An 18918-nucleotide genomic window follows, 5' to 3' on the forward strand; every position below is an offset into this window, starting at 1 on the left:
CCTGGGCAAAACAGACATAATGAGATTTTCACCCATGCATCCGCTTTCCGATCAGATGACCATTGATCCCGTGACCGGCGGCCTCGTGCCCATCGTGATCGAACAGTCGAGCCGCGGCGAGCGCAGCTTCGACATCTATTCGCGCCTGCTGCGCGAGCGAATCGTGTTCGTGACCGGCCCGGTCGAAGACCATATGGCCTCGCTGATCACCGCCCAGCTGCTCTTCCTCGAGTCCGAGAACCCGAAGAAGGACATCTGGATGTACATCAACTCGCCGGGTGGCGTGGTGACTGCCGGCATGGCGATCCACGACACCATGCAGTATATCCGTCCGCGCGTCGGCACGGTCTGCATCGGCCAGGCCGCCTCGATGGGCTCGTTCCTGCTCGCTTCTGGCGAGCCGGGCCTGCGCGTCGCGCTCACCAATGCCCGCATCATGCTCCACCAGCCCTCGGGCGGCGCGCAGGGCATGGCGTCGGACATCGAGATCCAGGCCAAGGAGATCCTGCGCATCCGCAAGCGGATGAATGATCTCTATGCGAAGTACACGGGCCAGCCGCTCGAGCGAATCGAGCAGGTCATGGACCGCGACAGCTTCTTCGAGGCCGACGAAGCCAAGGCGTTCGGCGTGGTCGACGAAGTCTATGAAAAGCGGCCGGTTCCGACCGACGGCGAGGCTGCCGCAGCCTGATCGGCAGGACCTATTTAAGGAGTCTGGCGTAATAGCCAGATTCCGGTTTGCCGGAATATCGCCCGCGTGTAGGATGGCGGGTGGCGTAACGTGCGCGCGACGCACGAAGGATGGAAGTGAATGACCAAGCTCAGCGGCGGTGACTCGAAGAGCACGCTCTATTGTTCGTTCTGCGGCAAGTCGCAGCACGAAGTGCGCAAGCTCATCGCGGGCCCGACCGTGTTCATCTGCGACGAGTGCGTCGAGCTCTGCAACGATATCATTCGGGAAGAGACCAAGTCGGCGCTCGTCAGCAAGAAGGACGGCGGGGTTCCGACGCCGCAGGAGATCTGCGACGTCCTCGATGACTATGTGATCGGCCAGAAGCGCGCCAAGCGCGTGCTGTCGGTGGCGGTGCACAACCACTACAAGCGGCTGAACCACGGCGCCAAGGGCGCGGACGTCGAACTGTCCAAGTCGAACATCCTGCTCGTCGGCCCCACCGGCTGCGGCAAGACCCTGCTCGCCCAGACGCTCGCCCGCATCCTCGACGTGCCGTTCACCATGGCGGACGCGACCACGCTGACCGAAGCCGGTTATGTCGGCGAGGACGTGGAGAACATCATCCTCAAGCTGCTCCAGGCTTCCGACTACAACGTCGAGCGGGCGCAGCGCGGCATCGTGTACATCGACGAGATCGACAAGATCAGCCGCAAGGCCGAGAACCCGTCGATCACCCGCGACGTGTCGGGCGAGGGCGTGCAGCAGGCACTGCTCAAGCTCATGGAAGGCACGACCGCTTCGGTTCCGCCGCAGGGCGGCCGCAAGCACCCGCAGCAGGAATTCCTGCAGGTGGACACGACGAATATCCTGTTCATCTGCGGCGGCGCCTTCTCGGGCCTAGAGAAGATCATCGGTGATCGCCTGCAGGGCAAGTCGATCGGCTTCGGTGCGCATGTCGCCGCGCCGGACGAGCGCCGCACGGGCGAGACGCTGAAGCAGGTCGAGCCGGAGGATCTCCTCAAGTTCGGCCTGATCCCCGAGTTCGTCGGCCGCCTGCCGGTCATCGCGACGCTCGAGGACCTCGATGTCGAGGCGCTGGTGAAGATCCTCACCGAGCCGAAGAACGCGCTGGTCAAGCAGTATCAGAAGCTGTTCGACATGGAGGGCGTGAAGCTCGGCTTCAACGACGACGCGCTCACCGCGGTGTCGAAGAAGGCAATCGAGCGCAAGACCGGCGCGCGTGGCCTCCGCTCGATCCTGGAGGGCATCCTGCTCGACACGATGTTCGACCTGCCGTCGATGGACGGGGTGGACGAGGTCGTGGTCGACAAGGACGTGGTCGCCGGCTCGAAGGACCCGGTTCGCGTCTATGCCAAGAAGGAAAAGGCGGGCTGAGGCTCGGCTTTACCGATAGCATTTTGGAAGGCCCTTCCCGGAAGCGGGGAGGGCCTTCTGCTATTCGTGCTATTCGCCACTTCCTGCCATCCCGGTATCCACAACTTCCGTCATCCCGACGAAAGTCGGGATTTCGTGCGGCTCTATCCCCGCGCCACCGCCTGAGATCCCGGCTTTCGCCGGGATGAGGGGAAGGGGCACGCCTTTCTATCTCGCGCTTGTTCCGCTGCATTCCTCTGCCATCATGCTCCTATGCGGCGGGGGCTGAACAGAACCGACAAACTTGCCGTCCGGCAGGCGCGACGTCGCAATGTCCGCTTCCTGCATGCGTTCGTCTGGCTGCTGATCGGCGCGGTCCTCTACGCGATCGCCCTGGCGATCGCGGTGCTGCTCTATCCCGATCCCAAGGACGTGCTGGCACCGGTGATCGGCCCCAGCCTCTACCTGACGCCGCTGTTCGGCTTGCCCTATCTGCTCGCCTCCATCCGCCAGCGCGGCTGGGTGCAGCGGCTGGTCTATTTCTGCGTGGCGCTGCCGGTCGCGCATGTCGCGGCCAATTATCTCGCCTGGCGGCACGCGATGCTGAGCTTTCCGCTCGAGCCCGATCCCCAGGCCTATCTGCGCGATCTCGGCACCGGCGCGGTGGGCGGCCTTGCGGGCGGCACGCTGGCGCTGATGCTGCTCGTGCCGCTGCGCCTGACCTCGCTCACTGCCGGCAGCCGCGCGATCATCCTGTTTGGTATCGTCACGCTCACCCTTCTCGGTGCGCTGGGCATGGCGCAGGGGCTGCTCCTCACCAACGCGCTCGAATATCCCCTCCGCTCGGCGCGCTTCGTCTTCTGGCTGGAGTGCGTGCATTTGCCCTGGCAGGCGTGCCTGGCGTTCTTCCTCGCCTGGCTCATGCGGCTGGGGCGGCGGCCTGGGGCTTGAGGCGCATCAACACGGCATAGAGTATGAGCGCGATGAACAGGCCGACGAACCAGGCCCAGCTGTAGATCGCTGCCCAGACCGGTCCGACGGAGAAGACCGAGGGCGCCGCGGTGGCGAGGAAGCCCGGCAGGTTGGGCAGCACGCCGGCCGCGAAGGCGATCAGCGCCGCCGGGTTCCAGCCCGAGCGGTAGCGATAGGCGCCGTCCGTCCGGTAGAGGTCCGCGACCTGCAGCCGGGTGCGGCGGATCAGCCAATAGTCGGCGATCAATATGCCGGCGATCGGGCCGAGCAGTGCTGAATAGCCGGTGAGCCAGACGAATATGTACCCGCCAGTCGAGGCGAGCAGCTTCCACGGCATCATCAGGATCGCGATGGTGGCGGTGATCATCCCGCCGGTGCGGTAGCTGATCCGCTTCGGCGCGACCGAGGAGAAGTCGTAGGAGGCGGAAACCAGGTTCGCGGCGATGTTGCACGAGATGGTGTCGACGCTGATCACGATCAGCCCGAGCAGCACCAGCGGCCCCTCGAACCGGCCGGACAGTGCGACCGGGTCCCAGATCGCCTCGCCATAGATCACCACGGTGGCGCTGGTGGTGATCACGCTGGCCAGTGCGATCAACCCCATCATCGGCGGCAGGCCGATCGACTGGCCGATCACCTGGTCGCGTTGCGAGCGGGCGAAGCGGGTGAAGTCGGGGATGTTGAGCGCCAGCGTCGCCCAATAGCCGATCATCGCGGTGAGCGCGGGCCAGAACACCACCCAGAACTGACCCTCCCGGGCGCCGCCGGGCACGAAGGCCGAGGGGGCGTTGAAGATCGGGCCGAACCCGCCCGCCGTCTGCACCGCCCACCAGACCAGCGCGATGCAGACCAGGATCTTGACCGGCGCGGTCCAGGTCTCAAGCCGGCGGATGGTCAGCAGCCCCTTGCGGACGAAGAAGAGCTGGAGCGACCAGAAGGCGAGGAAGGCGGCCAGCTGGCCGATCCCGATGCCGAGCAGGGGCAGGGGATCGCCGCGCAGATCGGTCTTCAGCAGCACGCCGAGCAGGGTAAGCAGCGCCTCGCCGCCGATCCAGGTCTGGATGCCGTACCAGCCACAGGCGACCAGCGCGCGGGCGAGGGCAGGAAGCCGCGCGCCGGTGGTGCCGAACGAGGCACGGACCAGCACCGCATAGGGGATGCCGTGGCGGGCGCCGGCATGGCCGATCAGCAGCATCGGCACCAGGACGACGAGGTTGCCGAGCAGCACGGTGAGCGCGGCCTGTCCGGCCGACATGCCCTGCTCGACCAAGCCCGCCGCGAGCATCCAGGCGGGCACCGCGACGATCATCCCGATCCACAGCGCGGCATAGTGATACCAGGCCCAGCTGCGCTGCTCCGGGCCCGTCGGTGCGAGGTCGGTGTTCCAGAGCGTTTCGTCCGCCATGCTTCCCCCCGAAATGCAGGCTCCAACGCGCTGGAATGTCGCGCGATCTACGCTGCGCTGCAAGATCGACTTTTGTTGACGCGACTCAAGTTGAGGCGCACCCTCGCTGTATTAGCCGGATAAAGGAGTCGTCCTATGTCTGATGCTGCAATCCTCGCGGACGAAGATCCCCGCGAGTATCACTCGTCGTTCAATCTTGCTCTCGATTCCGCCGCGGGCACGGCTTTCAAGTGGCTGGTCCTCGGCCACCTGCTCTTCATCGCGGGGTTGTGCGTGCTCACCCTGGCGAATGTCGCCAACGGGGCCGTATGGCTTACCCCGCTTCTTACCTTGCCCCTGGTCTGGGCAGGGCGGAGCCACAAGCTGGCGATGAAGGTCGCGGTGCTGATCGTCGGCCTCACCTTCGCGCACTGGGCGGCGGCCCAGCTGGCGAGCCAGGTCAACGCGGCCGCCACGCCGATGCTGCCGGGCCTTGTCGGCGGCGCGGTGGGCGCGGGCCTCGGGCTGCTGTTCGTGCTGGGCAGCGGGCTGGGCCGGCACGGGCTGGCGACGGCGATCTTCGCCGTGTTCGGCACGGCGATGCTGGCGGGCCTCGGTGCGCTGGTCGTCTATCTCTACATGACGACCGGCTCGGGCAACCAGGGCTTCCCGGGCAACTGGCTCCAGTTGCTCAAGATCTACGTGCCCTGGCAGATCGGCTTCGGCTTCGTGCTGGCCAAGGTGCTGCGGCCGGACGGCGGGCTGATCGAGGAATAGGCTAGCTGCCGGCGAGGGACATTGCCCCCGACCCTCTCCCGGAGGGGAGAGGGAAAAGGGGTTTTGCCCTACCGCCGGTACGCGTAGCGCTGAAAGGCCTCGACGGCCGCCGAATATTTGAGGATCCGCGAGTCCGGATCGACGATCACATGCGCGTCGGCCGGCACCTTCAGCGTCGCGGTGCCGCCCGGCATCTCGACCTTCTGCACCTTGCCATCGATCGAGACCTCCACCGGCAGCGGGAAGGGCTTGTCGTTCGCCATCTTCCAGCGCAGCGCCAGCGTGTCGCCCTGGCGCGTCTCGACCAGCTCGGGCAGCGGCGCCTGGTAGAGATAGACGTCGAAGAACCATTGCAGGTCCTTGCCGGTCACCTTGTTCACATCGGCGATGAACTCGGGCGTGGCGGCGAAGCGCGGGGTGAAGTTGCCAGGCTTCGGATCGGTCCGGCCATAGACGAGCAGGCGAGTGGCCTCGAAGAACTTGTCGTCGCCGATCAGGTTGCGCAGCGTGTGGAGAATCCAGGCGCCCTTGACGTAGATGTCCTGGCCCGGCCCGCCATTCTCCTCCTCATAGACCTGCTCCTCGGTGCGGATCTGGCCCGAGACGATCGGGGCGTGATTGGTGATCTGGAGCCGGAACTCGTCCATCATGATCGCATAGCGCGCCTCGCCCTCGCGCCAGCGGCCGTAGAGCGGCTGCATGTACTGGGCGAAGCCCTCGTGCAGCCAGTAATCGTCCCAGTTGCCCGCGGACATCTGGTTGCCGAACCACTCATGGCCGAGCTCGTGCTGGAATATCTCGTCGAAGCCCGAGGGATATTGCTTGTAGTTGTTGCCGTACGCGTTGATCGTCTGGTGCTCCATGCCCAGATGCGGCGTCTCGGCCACGCCCACCTTCTCGTCGCCGAACGGATAGGGGCCGATCAGGCTCTCGTAGAAGTCGAGCGTCGGGGCGAACTCGGCGAACAGCTTCTTCGCCTTGTCGTCGCGGCCCGGCAGATACCAATATTGCATCGGGATCGTGTTGCCGTAGCGGCTCTTATAGTCCGCCTCGATCAGCCTGTAGGGCGCGATCTGGAGAGTGACCGAATAGGGATTGGGGCTGCGCGTGCGCCAGTTCCAGGTGGTGCGGCCATCGGCAAGCGTGTCGGTGCCGATCAGCTTGCCGTTGCCGGCGACCTTCAGGTCCTTGGGCACGGTGATGTGCATGTCGACCGTGTCCGGCTCGCCGCGGGGGAAGTCGAGGCAGGGCCAGAACAGGTCGCAGCCATAGCCCTCTGCAGTGGTCGCGATCCAGGGCTGGCGATCCGTCCCAGGCGTCTTCGCCCAGACCATGCCGTCGTCCCAGGGCGCGCGCACCGCGACATGCGGCGTGCCGCCATAGCTGATCTTCACCTCCGCCTTGCCGCCGGCCTTGAGCGGGCGGGGCAGGGTGATCATCAGCCGGCCCTCGGGATTGGCCCATTCCTGCGGCGTCAGCGCCTTGCCGTCGATGCTCACCGCGGTGACCGGCAGGTTCCGGTCGAGATCGATCTGCAGGACCTTCTGGGCGATCGCGCTGGTGATCGTCAGCGTCGCCACGCCGGCGATGCGCTGGGTCGCCGGGAACACTTCGATCGCCAGGTCGGCATGGTCGAGGTGGAGCGCGGCGCGCTCGGGGCTGATCGGGCCGCCCGATTCCTGCGTGGTCGGCGTGATCGGCGGCTCGCCGGGCTTTACCGTCTGCGCGGCGGCGGGGAGGGCGGCGAGCGCCAGGGCTGAGGCGGCGAGGGACAGGGACGTGCGGATGGGAGCCTCCTTCAGGCGGGAATCACGGTGCGATTGTCGAGAGTGATGCGGAAACGGAACGGACCCGGCAATGGCCTGTTCGAATCCAGGGCGATTTCCGGGGGATCATGCCGCATTCGGCGCGCGCATGGCCGGCTGAGGCGGAAAAATGCTTGCCCGTGCCGCTACGGCAAGCAACACTCCACAGCCTAAGAGCGTTCGCAGATTGATGCGGGCTCCACGACCCCCATATAATGGAGGAGAGGAGCCCTGTGCGGGCTCAGGAGTATTCATGAAGCAGTCCTACCCCGTTCTTCCCCTTCGGGACATTGTCGTCTTCCCGCACATGATCGTGCCGCTGTTCGTCGGCCGCGACAAGTCGGTCGCCGCGCTCGAGGCCGCCATGGCCGATGACAAGGAGATCTTCCTCGTCGCGCAGCTCGATCCGGCCGAGGACGATCCTGGCCGCGAGGACCTGTATGATACCGGCGTCTCCGCCGAAGTCCTCCAGCTGCTCAAGCTGCCCGACGGCACCGTCCGCGTGCTCGTCGCCGGCAAGGAGCGCGGCGCGCTCGTCACGATGGAGGAGGGCGGCGCCTTCCTCACCGCGAGCGTCAAGCCGATCGACGACGATGCCGTCGAAGGCACCGAGATCCAGGCGCTGATGCGCTCGGTCGTCGACCAGTTCGAGAATTACGCCAAGCTCAACCGCAAGCTGCCGGCCGAGACCGCGGTGCAGCTCGCCGAGCTCGAGGACGCATCGCGCCTCGCCGATGCGGTTGCCGCCAACATTGCCGTCAAGGTCGCCGAGAAGCAGTCGCTGCTCGTCGAGACCAATCCGATGAAGCGCCTCGAGATGGTGTTCGCCTTCATGGAGGGCGAGCTCGGCGTGCTGCAGGTCGAGAAGAAGATCCGCAGCCGCGTGAAGCGCCAGATGGAGAAGACGCAGCGCGAATATTACCTCAACGAGCAGCTCAAGGCGATCCAGCGCGAGCTGGGCAATGAGGGCGAGGAAGGCGATGGCGACGAAGTCGCCGAGCTGACCCAGAAGATCGCCACGCTCAAGCTGTCGAAGGAAGCGCGCACCAAGGCCCAGTCGGAGCTCAAGAAGCTCAAGACCATGGCGCCCATGAGCGCCGAGGCGACGGTGGTGCGTAACTATCTCGACGTGCTGCTCGGCCTGCCCTGGGGCAAGAAGTCGAAGCTCAAGAAGGACATCGCCGAGGCGCAGGGTGTGCTCGACGAGGACCATTATGCGCTCGAGAAGGTCAAGGACCGGATCGTCGAGTATCTCGCTGTCCAGGCGCGCACCAACAAGCTGAAGGGACCGATCCTGTGCCTCGTCGGCCCGCCGGGCGTCGGCAAGACCTCGCTGGGCAAGAGCATCGCCAAGGCGACGGGCCGTGAGTTCATCCGCCAGTCGCTGGGCGGCGTGCGCGACGAGGCCGAGATCCGCGGCCACCGCCGCACCTATATCGGCTCGCTGCCGGGCAAGATCGTGTCGAACCTGAAAAAGGCCGGCACTTCCAACCCGCTGTTCCTGCTCGACGAGATCGACAAGCTCGGCCAGGATTTCCGCGGCGATCCCGCCTCGGCGCTGCTCGAGGTGCTCGATCCCGAGCAGAACAACAAGTTCAACGATCACTATCTGGAGATCGACATCGATCTCTCGGACGTGATGTTCGTGTGCACCGCGAACTCGCTGAACCTGCCGCAGCCGTTGCTCGACCGCATGGAGATCATCCGGCTCGAGGGCTATACCGAGGACGAGAAGGTCGAGATCGCCGAGCGGCACCTGATCGAGAAGCAGATCGAGGCGCATGGCCTGAAGGAGGGCGAGTTCGTCCTAACCCAGGAAGGGCTGCGCAAGCTGATCCAGCAGTACACCCGCGAGGCGGGCGTGCGTACGCTGGAGCGCGAGATCGCCAAGCTCGCCCGCAAGGCGCTGCGCAAGATCCTCGAGGGCAAGGCCGAGAGCGTGACGATCACGCCCCAGAACCTCCACGAGTTCGCCGGCGTGCAGAAGTACCGCCACGGGCTCGGCGAGGAGGAGAACCAGATCGGTGCGGTCACGGGTCTCGCCTGGACCGAGGTGGGCGGCGAGCTGCTGACCATCGAAAGCGTCACCGTGCCCGGCAAGGGCATGATCAAGACGACCGGCAAGCTGGGCGACGTGATGAAGGAATCGGTCGAGGCCGCGTTCAGCTTCGTCAAGGCGCGCAGCCCGGCCTACGGCATCAAGCCGAGCCTGCTCCAGCGCAAGGACATCCACGTCCACCTGCCGGAGGGCGCGGTACCCAAGGACGGTCCGTCGGCGGGCATCGGCCTGGTCACGGCGATCGTCTCGACGCTGACCGGCGTCTCGGTCCGCAAGGACATCGCGATGACCGGCGAAGTGACGCTGCGTGGTCGTGTGCTGCCGATCGGCGGGCTCAAGGAGAAGCTGCTCGCGGCGCTGCGTGGTGGCATCAAGACGGTGCTGATCCCGGAGGAGAACCAGAAGGACCTCGCCGAGATCCCGCAGAACATCCGCGACGGTCTCGAGATCGTGCCGGTCAAGCATGTCGACGAGGTGCTGCGCCTGGCGCTCACCGAGCCGCTCGTGTCGATCGACTGGAGCGAGGCGGACGAACTGGCGGCCCAGCCCACGACCGGCACGGCCGGTCTGGGAGACGCCGTGCACCACTGATCCAGGTTAGGCCTAACCGTTCGGACACCGTAACCTTTTCGTCATTTGGAGGGAAAAGCGGGGCGAAACGTTTTGACAGCCCCAGCGGCGGCGTGCTGACGTGATCGCTCGGCCTGCCGCCGCGACTCGCGTATTTCTGCGTAATTCATGAGGGGGAAAGTCACGAAATGAACAAGCAAGAGCTTATCGGACAGGTCGCCGATACCTCGGGCCTCGGGAAGGGCGATGCGAGCAAGGCTGTGGAAGCCGTGTTCGATGCCATCCAGACGGCGCTCAAGAAGGGCGACGAAGTTCGCCTGGTCGGCTTTGGCACCTTCTCGGTCAGCAAGCGCAAGGCGTCGACGGGCCGCAACCCGCGCACCCGCGAGCCGATGACGATCAAGGCGTCGAACCAGCCGAAGTTCAAGGCGGGCAAGGGCCTCAAGGACGCGGTCAACTAAGACCGTACAAATGCGGGTTTTGGGACTGGACAGCTGGAGCTGCGCCGCCTAAAGGCCCGCTTCCCATTTCGGCCGCCAAGGGTTCAAGGACCTGGCCAATGGGCGCGTAGCTCAGTGGTAGAGCACACCCTTCACACGGGTGGGGTCGTAGGTTCAATCCCTACCGCGCCCACCATTTCAAAGCCCGTCGGTGATCCGGCGGGCTTTTTTGGTTTGGCTCGATCGAACGCGGACGCCCTCTGCATCACGCCTGCACCTGTCCGCGCCAGGCCTTTCCCGCGAAGGGGGAAGCATATGGTATTTCGCAAGCTCGCCATGACGATTGCGCTGTCCGCGCCACTCGGTGCCTGTGGCGATGTCTGTGGGAACTATCTCGTCTCCAGGGCCTATGCGCCGGGTGGCGCCCTGAGCGCGGTGATGTTCCAGCGGGACTGTGGCGCGACGACCGGCTTCACCACCCAGGTCTCGATTCTTCGTCCCGGCGAGCTGCCTACCGGCATGGGCAACGCCTTCATCGCGGACGATGACCATGGTGCGGCAAGGGCCGGCGATTGGGGCGGGTCCTGGGCGGAGATTCGCTGGCTCGGCCCGGATCGCCTCCGTATCCGTTATGCATCGGGCACGCGCATCTTCCTTCGGCGCGAGGAAGAGGCCGGCGTGCGGATCATCTATCAGCAGGTGAACGAAGGATAGCGGCTCGCGCAAGGATATTGCGCGTCTCCCGACGGCGTGACAGTCTGTTTCCAGACGCGCCTAACGTCTCAATTTCGGGGGACCTCCATTGAAGAAGATTCTGCTGCTCGCCTCGGCCATGGCCGTGCTCGCGGTGCCCGCCATTGGTTTCAGCCAGCAGTCGGCCGCGCCCGTCGCCGCGGGTGCCACTGCTGATGCCGGCGCCACCCGCTACGGTGCCTGGGGCTTCGACCTCACCGGCATGGACAAGAGCGTGAAGCCGGGCGACGACTGGTACCGGTTCGTCAACGGCGCCTGGGTCGATCGCACGACGATCCCGGCCGACCGCTCGTCCTTCGGCGCCTTCGCGGTGCTGCGCGACCTGTCCGAAGTGCGCATGCGCAGCCTGATCTCGGGCTATAGCGCCACCGACACCGCGCATCCGGACCGGATGAAGGCGGCGATCCTGTACAATGGCTTCATGGACGAGGCGACGGTCGAGAAGCTCGACGCCCAGCCGCTCGCCGAACGGCTCGCGCCGGTCAAGGCGGCGGCGAGCAAGGACGACCTGGCGAAGCTGATGGGTGCCTCGACCGGTGGCTTCGGCGGCAGCTTCTTCGGCATCGGCGTGAACGACGACGCCAAGAACCCGGATGTCTACGCCCTCTACCTGCGCCAGTCCGGCCTGGGCCTGGGCGACCGCGACCTCTATCTCGATGCCAAGTTCGCGCCGCAGGTGGCGCGCTACCAGCAATATGTCGCGCAGATGCTCGGCATGGCCGGCTGGGCGGATGCCGATGCGGCGGCCGCCAAGGTGGTCGCGATGGAGACCCAGATCGCCAAGGCGCACTGGACCCGCGCGCAGAGCCGCGACCGCGACAAGACCTACAACCCGACCAGCGTCGCCGAGCTCAAGGCGTCGGCCCCGGGCTTCGGCTGGGACAGCTTCTGGGCGGCCGCGGGGCTCACCAAGGCGGACCGCGTGATCGTCGCGCAGAACAGCGCGATCCCGCTGCTCGCCAAGGTCTTCGCCGATACCGATCTCGACACGCTCAAGGCCTGGCAGGCCTTCCGCACCGCCGACGACGTCGCGCCTTTGCTGTCGAAGCGCTTCGTCGATGCGCAGTTCGAGTTCCGCTCGAAGTTCATGAACGGCCAGCCGCAGCAGCGCGACCGCTGGAAGCGTGCGGTCGCGTTCACCGAGCGCGGCGTCGGTGAGGGCGTGGGCCGCGACTATGTCGCGCTCTATTTCCCGCCGGCCTCCAAGGCGAAGATGGACACGCTGGTGAGCAACCTGCGCGTCGCGCTTGCCGGCCGGATCAACGGCCTCGCCTGGATGAGCCCGGCAACCAAGGAGCAGGCCCAGGCCAAGCTCAAGGGCTTCACCGTCAAGATCGGCTATCCGGACAAGTGGCGCGACTATTCGGCGCTCGAGGTCAAGGCGGGCGACCTGGTCGGCAATGCCGAGCGTGCCGGCCGCTTCGAATGGGACTATCGCCGCAACCGGCTGGGCGGGCAGGTCGACAAGGCGGAGTGGGGCATGACCCCGCAGACGGTGAACGCATACTATAACTCGGTGAAGAACGAGATCGTCTTCCCGGCCGCGATCCTGCAGCCGCCCTTCTTCGATCCGCAGGCCGATGACGCGGTCAACTATGGCGGCATCGGCGGCGTGATCGGCCACGAGATCAGCCACGGCTTCGACGACCAGGGCCGCAAGTCCGACGGCAATGGCGTGCTGCGCGACTGGTGGACGGCGGAGGACGCCGCCAAGTTCGAGGCCCAGGCCTCGATCCTCGGCGCCCAGTACGAGGCCTATACCTTTGACGGACTGCCCGGCGTCCACATCAACGGCCGCGCCTCGATGGGCGAGAATATCGGCGATCTCGGCGGCGTGCTGATCTCGCTCGATGCCTATCACCAGTCGTTGAAGGGCAAGAAGGCCAAGGTGATCGACGGCTATACCGGCGACCAACGCTTCTTCCTGGGCTGGGGCCAGGTGTGGCGTACGCTGTTCCGCACCGAGGCGCTGCGCCAGCAGCTGGTCGGCGATCCGCACTCGCCGGGCCAGATCCGCGCGATCAACCCGCTGCGGAACGTCGATGCCTGGTACGCGGCCTGGAAGATCACGCCCGACCAGAAGCAATATGTCGCGCCGGACAAGCGCGTCCGCATCTGGTGAGCTGATCGCCACGGATTGAACGAGCCCGCCGGTGGAAATGCCGGCGGGCTTTTTCATGCCCCGCCTGCACATCCTCTGCACGGCGATTCCTCCAAAGCTTGGTTGGCGTTCGCGCACCTCGAAGCGCAGACCGGCAGCACCAACACAGGAGGCAGGCATGGCAGCGCAGACGATGAACCACCCGCACACCGGCAACCGGCTGCGGATCGCGGCGTGGAGCGCGGCGGCGGGGCTGCTGATGCTGCCCGCGATCGCGATGCAGTTCACCCGCGAAGTCGTCTGGGGGCCGATCGACTTCCTCGCCGCCGGCGCGCTGATCGGCGGCGTCGGCCTGACCTTCGAGCTTGCCGTCCGCACGCATCAGAGTGCCGCCTATCGCGCCGGCGCGGCGGTGGCGCTGCTCACCGCCTTCCTCACTGTCTGGGTCAACCTCGCCGTCGGGATGATCGGCAACGAGGACAACCCGATCAACCTGGTCTTCGCCGGGGTGCTCGCCGTAGCTGCGACAGGCAGCCTGCTCGCCCGCTTCCGTCCGGCCGGCATGGCCTGGGCGATGCTGGCGACGGCGGCGGCGCAGGCCGCCACCATCCTGCCCGCGCTCGCCCAGGAGCCGCGCACCGCGCCGCTGATCGGCGCCTTCGCGCTGCCCTGGCTGCTCGCGGCGGCGTTGTTCCGCGCCGCCGCGCGCCGCGCCTGAGCTACTTCGCCTTGCCCGCCTTCTCGTCCGCCAGCCGCTTGCCCAGCGCCGTCGCCGACCGGTCGGCATAGGCGCGGCAGGCGCCCGGATCGACATAGGGGTTCGGCCGCACGCCCCTGGCGAAGCGCGCATATTTCTCCGGGCCGCCCGAATTGTCCGGATGCGCGCTGAACAGGATGTCGCAGGGCATGGCGCGCACCCTGGCCTGGGTCGAGCGGAAGCTCGCCACCACCTCCGGGTGCCTGGTGAAGCGATAGCCGTTCGCCGCCACGGGATTGAGGCTCGAGGCGAACACCATCGTCCGGCACACCCGCCCCTCGCAGCTCCGCCAGGTCCAGCTCATGCTCCCCGGCGTATGCCCGGGCGTCGCCCGAGCGGTGACCGCGACATTGCCGAGCCGGATCACCTCGCCATCCTTCACCGCGCGCAGGCGCGAGACGGCGGGAAAGGGGACCAGCCAGGCCGCCTGGGGATCGTCGGGCGTGCTCATCCCCTGTTTCAGCGCCGTCACCGCCCAGCCGCCGGCCAGCACCGTGGCGCCGCTGTCGCGCACCAGCGCCGCCAGCCCGCCGGCATGGTCGAAATGCGGTTCGGTGCTGAGGATCAGCTTCACGTCCTGGATGCGGTAGCCGAGCTTCTGCAGGTTCGCCTCGACCGAGCGGACCGATTGCGGCACCGCGCCGTCGATCAGGATCAGCCCCTTGCCGGTGTCGATCAGCCCGACGTTCATGCCCTCGAAGCCGACCAGATAGCTGTTGCCGAACACCCGGATCGGCGCCTGCGGGCCGATCCACTTGGCGGCGGCCTCGGGCTCGATCGGGCGGGTGAGCGGATCGTCCTGCTGTGCCGTGGCGGCGCTGGTGAGCAGGGCGAGGGCGGCGAGGTGGATCGACTTCATCCGGGGTTCCTTGGTTGCTGCCCGGGTGGAATGATCCATCCGGGCGGCTCCGCACAAACCACCATTTCTCGGAAGAGCCATTAGCTGGATTGATGGCTGGGTTCTCCAAGGGGCAATCCAAACATCGTCATCCCCGCGAAAGCGGGAATCCAGAGCCACGGGCATCCCAGCAGAGAGATCCCCGCCTTCGCGGGGAGGACGGGAGCGGGTATGGCGCCCGAATCAAGAGGTTGTGGGAGTAAACAGCGTGCTTTGGGCAGTGGCGACGGTGGCATCGGCGGCGTTCCAGGTGGGGCGCAACGCGCTGCAGCGGGGCATGATGTCCAACACCGGCCCCTGGGGCGCCACGCTGGTGCGCTTCCTGTTCGGCCTGCCTTTCTCGATCGTCTTCACCGCGATCGCCTTCGCCCTCAGCCCGCATCTCGATCCGCAGTTCGGCTGGGCGTTCTGGTGGCCGGCGCTCGCCGGTGCCGTGGCGCAGGTGCTGGCGACGGCGGCGCTGCTGCTCGCCATGCATCATGCCGGCTTCGCGGTGGGCACGGCGCTCCAGCAAAGCTCGGTGCCGCTCGCCGCCACGGTCGGCCTGGTCGTGTTCGGCGACAATCTCTCGGTGCTCGGCTGGACGGGCGTGGCGGTGACCACCCTCGGGCTCGCGCTGCTGGTCTGGCCGAAGAAGATCGAAGGCGCGCATCATCCGGTGCTGGGCGTCACCTATGGCGTCCTGTCCGGCCTGCTCTTCGGCTTCGCCCTCAACGCCTTCCGCCATGCCGGGCTGCGGCTCGAGCCGCATCATCCGGTCTTCTCGGCCATGGCCTGCGTCGCCATCGTCCAGGCGGTGCAGTCCGCCGGGCTGGGGCTCTACCTTGCCGTGCGGGACCGTGCGGCGCTGGCCGCGGTGGCCAGGGGCTGGCGCCAGTCGCTGGGGGCGGGGCTGTTCGGCGCGCTCGCCTCCTCGGGCTGGTTCCTCGCGCTCAACCTCGCCCCCGCTGCGGCCGTGCGGGCGCTGGGCGTGATCGAGATGCCGATCGCCGCCGCGGCTGGCCACCGGCTGTTCCGAGAGAAGTTGAGCACGAAGCAGATCCTCGGCGTGCTGGTGATCACCGCCGGCGTGGCGATGACGGCCGCCTTCTAGCCGTCATCCCGACGAAAGTCGGGATCTCGTGCGGCTCTTTTCCTGCCATCGCCTGAGATCCCGACTTTCGTCGGGATGACGGGAGGGGTGGCGTCGGTGCGTGCGTGCTGCCACTCTCCCATCCATGACCAAGCTCCGCGCCTTTGCCGCCCTTGTCGCGTTCGTCCTTCCCGGCACCGCGCTGGCGCAGAAGGTGCCGGTGCTGCTCGTGCCCGGCCGCGTCTTCACCGCGACCGATCGCACCGTCCATCCCGGCTGGAAGGTGCTGGTCGCCGACGGCAGGATCGTCGCGGTCGGCCCGGACGTCGCCGCGCCCGCCGGTGCCGAGACGCTGGCGCTGCCCGGCACCACGCTGCTGCCCGGGCTGATAGACCTCCATGTCCATCTCTTCCTCCACCCGTATAACGAGACGAGCTGGAACGATCAGGTGATGAAGGAGCCGCTGGCGCTCCGTACCGCCCGCGCGGTCGCGCACGCGCGCGCGACGCTGTTCGCCGGTTTCACCACCGTCCGCGATCTCGGCACCGAGGGGGCGGGGGATGCCGATGCCGGGCTCAAGGCGGCGATCCAGCAGGGCATCGTGCCAGGGCCGCGCCTGCTCATCGCCAGCCGCGCGCTGGTCGCCACCGGTGCCTATGGCCCCAAGGGCTACGCGTTCGATGTGCCCCAGGGCGCCGAGGAAGTGAGTGGAGAGGGGATCGTCCCCGCCGTCCGCCGCCAGATCGCGCACGGCGCGGACTGGGTGAAATTCTATGCCGATTATCGCTGGGGGCCCGGCGAGCCGAGCCGCGCGACCTTCAGCCTCGACGAGTTGAAGGCCGGTATCGCCGCCGCGCATGACGCCGGGCGCAAGGTCGCGGTCCATGCCAGCACGCCCGAGGGGATGCGCCGGGCGATCCTCGCCGGCGCCGACACGATCGAGCATGGCAATGACGCGACCGGCGAAGTCTTCGCGCTGATGAAGGCCCACAAGGTCGCCTTCTGCCCCACGCTTGCCGCCACCGACGCGATCACCCGCTATGGCGGCTGGAATGGCGCGGCGCCCGAGCCCGAGGCGATCCGCGCCAAGCGGGCGAGCTATGCCGCCGCGCTCGGGTCGGGCGTCACGATGTGCGTAGGCGGCGATACCGGGGTGTTCGCGCACGGCGCCAATGCGCGCGAGATCGAGCTGATGGCGGCCTGGGGCATGGCGCCGGACGCGGCCTTGTGGACGGCGACGGCGGGCAATGCGGCGATCCTCGGCATGTCGGATCGCATCGGCAGCATCGCGCCGGGCCGAATCGCCGATCTCGTCGCGGTCGCGGGCGATCCGCTCAAGGATTTGTCCGCGCTCGAAAATGTCCGGCTCGTGATGCAATCGGGCAACATCGTCACCAAACCGTGAACCGTTTCGGGGCATTCCGCCCCGGATGTCACAATCCAGTCATGTGACTGTCTCCGAAACGTCTTCGATTCCGCGCCGACGAGTAACAATGCGTCCCTAGCGCGCCCTTGCGGCCGACGGGGGTAAGCCGAGTCGATCCCGCACCGTATTTCGAATTCGTGCAACCCGGCGTCCGCCGGAACGGAGATCCTATGGCCAGCTTCAAACGCGTCAGCCTTATCATGATGACTACCATTGCATGTGGCGCCCTGGCGGCCTGCGATGGCGCGAACGACATCGCCTCGCCGGGCACCGGCGGCAACGTCATCATCAACAACCCGCCGGCTCCGACGCCGTCGCCGACCCCGACGCCGACCACGGCGCTGGTGACCCCGGCCACGGGCTGCCCGACCATCGCCGATCCGAAGGGCCTGACCAACGACGGCACCATCAAGGGCCCGACCGGCGAATGGCGCGTCTGCACCCTGCCGTCGATCATCTCGGCCAGCGTGACGCTGCCGAAGATCGCCGGCCTGGTCTATCAGCTCAAGGACCGCGTGAACGTCGGCTGCGACGGCGGCTTCACCGCGCCGACCGGTGGCGCGCCGCGCGCCAGCTCGACCGTGGGCTGCACCGCCGCGAACGGCTTCACCCTGAACGGCGCCGGCCAGCTGACCGCCGACACCAACGTGACGCTGACGATCGCGCCGGGCGTGATCCTGTTCGGTGGCACCGGCACCTCTTGGCTCGCGGTCAACCGCGGCAACAAGATCGCCGCCAACGGCACCGCCACCGCGCCGATCATCTTCACCAGCCGCGACAACCTGCTCGGCCTCGCCGACGACACCTCGATCGGCCAGTGGGGCGGTGTGGTGCTGATGGGCCGCGCCAAGATCACCGACTGCAACACCGGCACCACCGCGGCCGGCACCTGCGAGCGTGAGACCGAAGGCGCCTCGGGCACCGGCCCGGCCACCTTCGGCGGCACCGACGACACCTACAATGCCGGCAGCATCAAGTTCACGCAGATCCGTTATTCGGGTTACGTGCTCGGTGCGAACATCGAGCTTCAGGGCCTGACCACCGAGGGCGTCGGCAGCGGCACCACGCTCGACTCGATCCAGAGCCACAACAGCTCGGACGACGGCGCGGAGTTCTTCGGCGGCACCGTCAAGTTCAAGCGCTACGTCGCCACCGGCGCCGATGACGACAGCCTCGACATCGACACCGGCCTGCAGGGCTTCTTCCAGTACGTCCTGCTGCTGCAGCGTCCGGGTCAGGGCGACGCCCTGATGGAAGTCGACAGCAACAACAACGAAGCCGACACGCCGCGTCAGGTGACCCGCGTCGCCAACTTCACGGCGATCCAGCCGCAGACCAGCGCGAACAACGAAGCCAATGACCAGGCCTCGATCCTGCTGCGCGGCAATGCCGATCTGACCCTGGTCAACGGCCTGGTGATCAGCCCGGCCAACGAGTGCCTGCGCATGAACGGTTCGGGCGGCGCCAATGCGGCCACCCTGATCGCCCGTGCGGTCGCGATGCAGTGCAATGCCACCAAGTATCTCGGCACCGGCAGCTACACCGCCGCTCAGGTGCAGACCTTCTTCGGCACCGGTGCGAACGGCAACAACGACGCGTTCACGCCGTCGCTGACCAGCCTGTTCATCAACGGCGCCAACGAGACGGCCATCGCCGCGATCGATCCGAAGACGGTGGACGCCACCGGCTTCTTCGACACGACGACCTATGCCGGCGCGGTCAAGGACGCGAATGACAACTGGTACAAGGTCTGGACCTGCAACTCCGGCTATGCGGGCTTCGACGACACGACGAATGCCAACCGCCGCTGCTCGTCGCTCCCGACGAACTGAGGCCAGCCCGATCTGAGACTGGGCG

Annotated in this window: 15 protein-coding genes and 1 tRNA gene; 13 read left to right on the forward strand and 3 right to left on the reverse strand. The window is 66.9% G+C overall.

Annotated elements, in window-relative coordinates:
• The first annotated feature begins 55 nt into the window (after positions 1 to 55).
• From ACEN8G_RS06300 to ACEN8G_RS06310, 3 genes are all read left to right on the forward strand, one after another.
• On the forward strand, positions 56 to 691 hold the full coding sequence (locus ACEN8G_RS06300) for an ATP-dependent Clp protease proteolytic subunit (RefSeq protein WP_413414741.1): 636 nt from the start codon (positions 56 to 58) through the stop codon (positions 689 to 691).
• 120 nt (positions 692 to 811) lie between these two features.
• The gene (clpX, locus tag ACEN8G_RS06305; RefSeq protein WP_307118581.1) at positions 812 to 2068 is read left to right on the forward strand and encodes an ATP-dependent Clp protease ATP-binding subunit ClpX; all 1257 of its coding nucleotides are present in this window, start codon (positions 812 to 814) and stop codon (positions 2066 to 2068) included.
• Between the two features lie 252 nt (positions 2069 to 2320).
• The gene (locus ACEN8G_RS06310; RefSeq protein WP_413414740.1) at positions 2321 to 2998 is read left to right on the forward strand and encodes a hypothetical protein; all 678 of its coding nucleotides are present in this window, start codon (positions 2321 to 2323) and stop codon (positions 2996 to 2998) included.
• Here ACEN8G_RS06310 and ACEN8G_RS06315 read toward each other — a convergent pair.
• Positions 2967 to 4424, reverse strand: a complete 1458-nt coding sequence (locus ACEN8G_RS06315; RefSeq protein WP_413414739.1) for an NCS1 family nucleobase:cation symporter-1 — start codon at positions 4422 to 4424, stop codon at positions 2967 to 2969. The two genes, ACEN8G_RS06310 and ACEN8G_RS06315, sit on opposite strands and share 32 nt — an antisense overlap.
• A gap of 135 nt (positions 4425 to 4559) precedes the next feature.
• Between ACEN8G_RS06315 and ACEN8G_RS06320 the strand changes: the two genes are divergently transcribed.
• Positions 4560 to 5180 carry a hypothetical protein gene (locus ACEN8G_RS06320; protein ID WP_413414738.1) on the forward strand — a complete coding sequence of 207 codons (621 nt, stop codon included), beginning with the start codon at positions 4560 to 4562 and terminating at the stop codon, positions 5178 to 5180.
• 68 nt (positions 5181 to 5248) lie between these two features.
• Here ACEN8G_RS06320 and ACEN8G_RS06325 read toward each other — a convergent pair whose 3' ends face one another.
• On the reverse strand, positions 5249 to 6967 hold the full coding sequence (locus ACEN8G_RS06325; protein WP_413414763.1) for a M1 family metallopeptidase: 1719 nt from the start codon (positions 6965 to 6967) through the stop codon (positions 5249 to 5251).
• Positions 6968 to 7238: 271 nt separating this feature from the next.
• On the opposite strand from ACEN8G_RS06325, the gene lon reads away from it, so the two are divergent.
• The 6 genes from lon to ACEN8G_RS06355 all read left to right on the forward strand — a co-directional run bounded on the left by lon (position 7239) and on the right by ACEN8G_RS06355 (position 13626).
• Entirely contained in the window at positions 7239 to 9635 is a 2397-nt protein-coding gene (lon, locus tag ACEN8G_RS06330; protein ID WP_413414737.1) for an endopeptidase La, read from the forward strand.
• A 167-nt stretch (positions 9636 to 9802) separates the two neighbouring features.
• A complete protein-coding gene (locus tag ACEN8G_RS06335; RefSeq protein ID WP_307118586.1) occupies positions 9803 to 10075 on the forward strand; it encodes an HU family DNA-binding protein in 273 nt (90 codons plus the stop codon).
• Positions 10076 to 10175: 100 nt separating this feature from the next.
• Positions 10176 to 10250: transfer RNA gene (locus ACEN8G_RS06340), tRNA-Val, on the forward strand.
• Positions 10251 to 10369: 119 nt separating this feature from the next.
• Positions 10370 to 10768, forward strand: coding sequence for a hypothetical protein (locus ACEN8G_RS06345; RefSeq protein ID WP_413414736.1), 399 nt, complete (start codon positions 10370 to 10372; stop codon positions 10766 to 10768).
• 118 nt (positions 10769 to 10886) lie between these two features.
• On the forward strand, positions 10887 to 12929 hold the full coding sequence (locus ACEN8G_RS06350) for a M13 family metallopeptidase (RefSeq protein ID WP_413414762.1): 2043 nt from the start codon (positions 10887 to 10889) through the stop codon (positions 12927 to 12929).
• A 157-nt stretch (positions 12930 to 13086) separates the two neighbouring features.
• The gene (locus tag ACEN8G_RS06355) at positions 13087 to 13626 is read left to right on the forward strand and encodes a hypothetical protein (RefSeq protein ID WP_413414735.1); all 540 of its coding nucleotides are present in this window, start codon (positions 13087 to 13089) and stop codon (positions 13624 to 13626) included.
• Between the two features lies 1 nt (position 13627).
• On the opposite strand, the gene bla is transcribed toward ACEN8G_RS06355, so the two are convergent.
• Entirely contained in the window at positions 13628 to 14524 is an 897-nt protein-coding gene (gene bla / locus ACEN8G_RS06360) for a subclass B3 metallo-beta-lactamase (RefSeq protein WP_413414734.1), read from the reverse strand.
• Between the two features lie 247 nt (positions 14525 to 14771).
• Between bla and ACEN8G_RS06365 the strand changes: the two genes are divergently transcribed.
• The 3 genes from ACEN8G_RS06365 (at position 14772) to ACEN8G_RS06375 (ending at position 18893) form a co-directional block, all read left to right on the forward strand.
• Positions 14772 to 15656: an EamA/RhaT family transporter gene (locus ACEN8G_RS06365; RefSeq protein WP_413740757.1), complete on the forward strand. Its 885-nt coding sequence runs from the start codon at positions 14772 to 14774 to the stop codon at positions 15654 to 15656.
• A gap of 124 nt (positions 15657 to 15780) precedes the next feature.
• Entirely contained in the window at positions 15781 to 17040 is a 1260-nt protein-coding gene (locus tag ACEN8G_RS06370; protein WP_413414732.1) for an amidohydrolase family protein, read from the forward strand.
• A gap of 191 nt (positions 17041 to 17231) precedes the next feature.
• The gene (locus ACEN8G_RS06375; RefSeq protein ID WP_413414731.1) at positions 17232 to 18893 is read left to right on the forward strand and encodes a hypothetical protein; all 1662 of its coding nucleotides are present in this window, start codon (positions 17232 to 17234) and stop codon (positions 18891 to 18893) included.
• Positions 18894 to 18918: the final 25 nt, after the last annotated feature.

It is taken from the genome of Sphingomonas sp. Sphisp66, from assembly GCF_047324325.1.
Classification (GTDB): Bacteria; Pseudomonadota; Alphaproteobacteria; order Sphingomonadales; family Sphingomonadaceae; genus Sphingomonas.